Source organism: Lutibacter oricola, assembly GCF_900106565.1.
GTDB classification, from domain to species: Bacteria; Bacteroidota; Bacteroidia; order Flavobacteriales; family Flavobacteriaceae; genus Lutibacter; species Lutibacter oricola.
Genome location: NZ_FNNJ01000039.1, coordinates 1 through 2,600, shown reverse-complemented (window position 1 = coordinate 2,600; position 2,600 = coordinate 1). Strand labels below are relative to the sequence as shown.

2 protein-coding genes are annotated in these 2,600 nt (G+C 27.3%); both read left to right on the top strand.

Going from position 1 to position 2,600, the window contains the following annotated elements; all coding sequences use genetic code 11:
- Positions 1-803 precede the first annotated feature (803 nt).
- On the top strand, positions 804-1,379 hold the full coding sequence (gene kwaA / locus BLU40_RS17300) for an anti-phage protein KwaA (protein ID WP_090126752.1): 576 nt from the start codon (positions 804-806) through the stop codon (positions 1,377-1,379).
- Positions 1,376-2,335, top strand: coding sequence for an anti-phage protein KwaB (gene kwaB / locus BLU40_RS17295; RefSeq protein ID WP_090126749.1), 960 nt, complete (start codon positions 1,376-1,378; stop codon positions 2,333-2,335). Before kwaA ends, kwaB begins: the two co-directional genes overlap by 4 nt.
- Positions 2,336-2,600 lie beyond the last annotated feature (265 nt).

Here is a 2,600-nt window from a genome sequence, read left to right as displayed (position 1 = left end):
TCTAAAAAAAGAAAAATTAGGAACTGGAAATTATTATATCAACGAGAAACTGATAAAAATACTAACTCTTAAAGATTAAATACTTTGGCTAACAATGCGTTCATTTCATTGCTTGGTTAGTTAATTGTGCGATTAACCTCTGATTATTCAAATGTTTTAGATTTTTAATTAACTTTGAGCTAAATCACGCAACGAAACTAAACTCTAAACCGTTGCTTGTAACAGCGGATTTCACTTCTGAAATCCACATTTTAGTCATTTAAGATTAAAATAGTTAGACTGACAGAGGCGTGAAAAAATTATTAATGAGGAAAAATTCTGACTAACTCTTCTACTCTATCAAACAGAAACTAAATTGAATTATTTGAGAAATAAACAAATGATAAATTGAAACGCAAAAACTCATTGAAACACAATGATTTTAGCACAACTACGAATTTCTAGTTGAAACGTGTAAAATGAGCAAAACGGAGGATTTTGAGCAATGAAATTGGAGAACTAGCTGAGATGTGAGAGAAAACTCGATTTGAAATAAATAGTTAAGATTAATATAACTAAAAAGATAAATTTGAGAATTAAAAAAATCTATGAATGAAAATTACTATGTATGATTTTTTAGCACCAAAATGCAAAGCTGCTACAAGCAACATTGCATAACCAAAATTGTTGCTTTCTGCTAAATAGAATGTTTCTTAACTTTTATTTTATTAATTTTATAAAACGAAAAATTGCGATAACTTAAACACAACTTTTGTTATCCTAAACCGTTAGCCAAAATTATAACCGAACAAAAATTATAATATATGTACAGAAAAATAGGACTATTCTTTTTATCTCTTTGGTTATTTTTTATTTTAACAATAATAATTACAATAAATATTCCTATTTGTTTTTCAGAAAACTCTGAATTCATAGGGTTTTATGAATTAATAACAACAAATATTATTCCGTTGATTTGCATCTTGTGCTTATTTATTGGGTTAATTTCATATTTAGATTTTTCATATATCTTAAAAGGAGCAACACAAATGCCTTTTTCAATAACTCACATTGAAAATATTGAATATGAACATTTAACCTTTTTAACGACATATATTATACCTTTAGTCTGTTTTAACTTCGTTAATTTAAGATATCAAATTGTACTTGTAATTCTTTTGATTGTGATAGGTTTGATATATGTACGTACCGATTTGTTTTATGCCAACCCAACTTTAGCAATTTTAAATTATAGAATTTATAAAATTAATGGTCAATTTAAAGGTGGTGTTCGAGAAAATATAATATTAATTAGTAGAGATAAATTAGAATTAAATCAAAGGTGTGATTATATAAAATTAGATAATAGAATTTATTACGCAAAACAAAAAATTGTATGACAAGAGAAGAACTTATTAATGGTCTAAATTTGGTTTTAGATCAAGATGATCAATTATCGACAGTAGTATATGCTGTTATGAAAAATACAAACGAAGTAAAACAACTAAACATTGTAAATGAAGAAATTAGTTTTATTCAAAATCAATTTATAAATAGTATTATTCAATCAATCATTAATGTAGAAGAGCAAACCATTATAACTGTTTCTGAAGCGGATGACAGAGCAAATACTGTATTTGAATATGATTTAGACTTACCTGAAAGTCTAGACTATTTAAACACAGAGTTAGATGATAATATTCCTACATTTTCATTTGAAGATGATGATTTAGGAAATATACAATCATTGATTATAGAAATTGGAACTGAACAAAATCAATTAATTATATTTAAGCAATTGTCAGTCGTTGAAGTTTTTGGACGTGGAGGCTATATGCTGTGGAAATCTAACGAACAATTTGAACGTTTCGAGGACAAGGTTTTACGATTAACACCTAAATTTAATGCTGTTAAAGTAAATAATACTTTCATTTTTACGGAATTAAAAACTTTAGAACATAGCCACGGATTTCACGATGTTATAATTCGGGAAGCAAATCAAAGCATTACACTTATTGATGATTTAAATTTATTGAGTACAACTGAAGGTATTGCGTCAATGCTATCTAATGTTACATTTGCTCGAAAAGTTTTGAAAATAAAAAATTCTCCAGTAATAAGAAACCAAGTACCAAATGACGTAATCATTAACTTTACTAAAACACATCCAGCTTTAGCAAGAAAAATGAAGTATAACGATGATAGCAGCCGAATAATTCTTGAAACAAAGATTTCAAAGGAGTTATTTATAAAAATGCTAGATGATGCATATTTAACTTCCGAATTAACTAATCAATTCTATGAAAGTAAAGCTAAAGATGAAGTAGAAGTCGAGGAAGATAACAATGGTGAATAAAACTTTGGCTAACAACTGGTATATTTTATTGTTTGGTTCTAGCACACTTACGAAAATCCTCACGGATTTTCTTGGTCAGTAATTATTTACTAAATTTAGTGCTTAAACACTCAACAAAACATACCAAAAACCGTTGTACACCATTTAAGAAAACGCAGAATTGAATCAAAAAATCAAAATATCACGTTCGGACTTAATCGCTAAATGCGACCAATATCTGAATGGAGAACTTGAAAAATCCGATTTAGAAAATTATGCTTCAGAA

Excerpts from the sequence above, each read along its gene's own strand:
- kwaA (WP_090126752.1), top strand. The coding sequence starts at position 804 with ATGTACAGAAAAATAGGACTATTCTTTTTATCTCTTTGGTTATTTTTT.
- kwaB (WP_090126749.1), top strand. The coding sequence starts at position 1,376 with ATGACAAGAGAAGAACTTATTAATGGTCTAAATTTGGTTTTAGATCAA.